The organism is Brevibacterium renqingii (assembly GCF_017808105.1).
Taxonomy (GTDB): Bacteria; Actinomycetota; Actinomycetes; order Actinomycetales; family Brevibacteriaceae; genus Brevibacterium; species Brevibacterium renqingii.
Window position 1 is genome coordinate 1 of sequence record NZ_JADBHF010000043.1, and the last position, 344, is coordinate 344.

Consider the following 344-nt stretch of genomic DNA (forward strand, 5'->3'; position numbering starts at 1 on the left):
CCGGAATCATTGTTATTTTCTCTTCCTGCGGGTACTGAGATGTTTCACTTCCCCGCGTTCCCCCCACACACCCTATATATTCAGATGCGGGTCACCACCCTCACGAGTGGCGGGGTTTCCCCATTCGGACATCCTCGGATCAACGCCCGTTTATCGGCTCCCCGAGGCTTATCGCAGATTTCCACGTCCTTCATCGGCTCCTGATGCCAAGGCATCCACCATGCGCTCTCACACACTCACCCAACCCCACAAAGAAGGTCGGTATGTCGCGTGTGTGCGAAAAAATCACACTCAAAGATGATTACAAGAAAAATCACATTACATAACAACACTTACGTGTTGTT

General features: G+C 50.9%; 1 rRNA gene. It reads right to left on the minus strand.

The annotated features are described in order from the left end of the window. A 23S ribosomal RNA gene (locus IHE57_RS16210) occupies positions 1 to 242 on the minus strand; the annotation flags it as partial. Positions 243 to 344 lie beyond the last annotated feature (102 nt).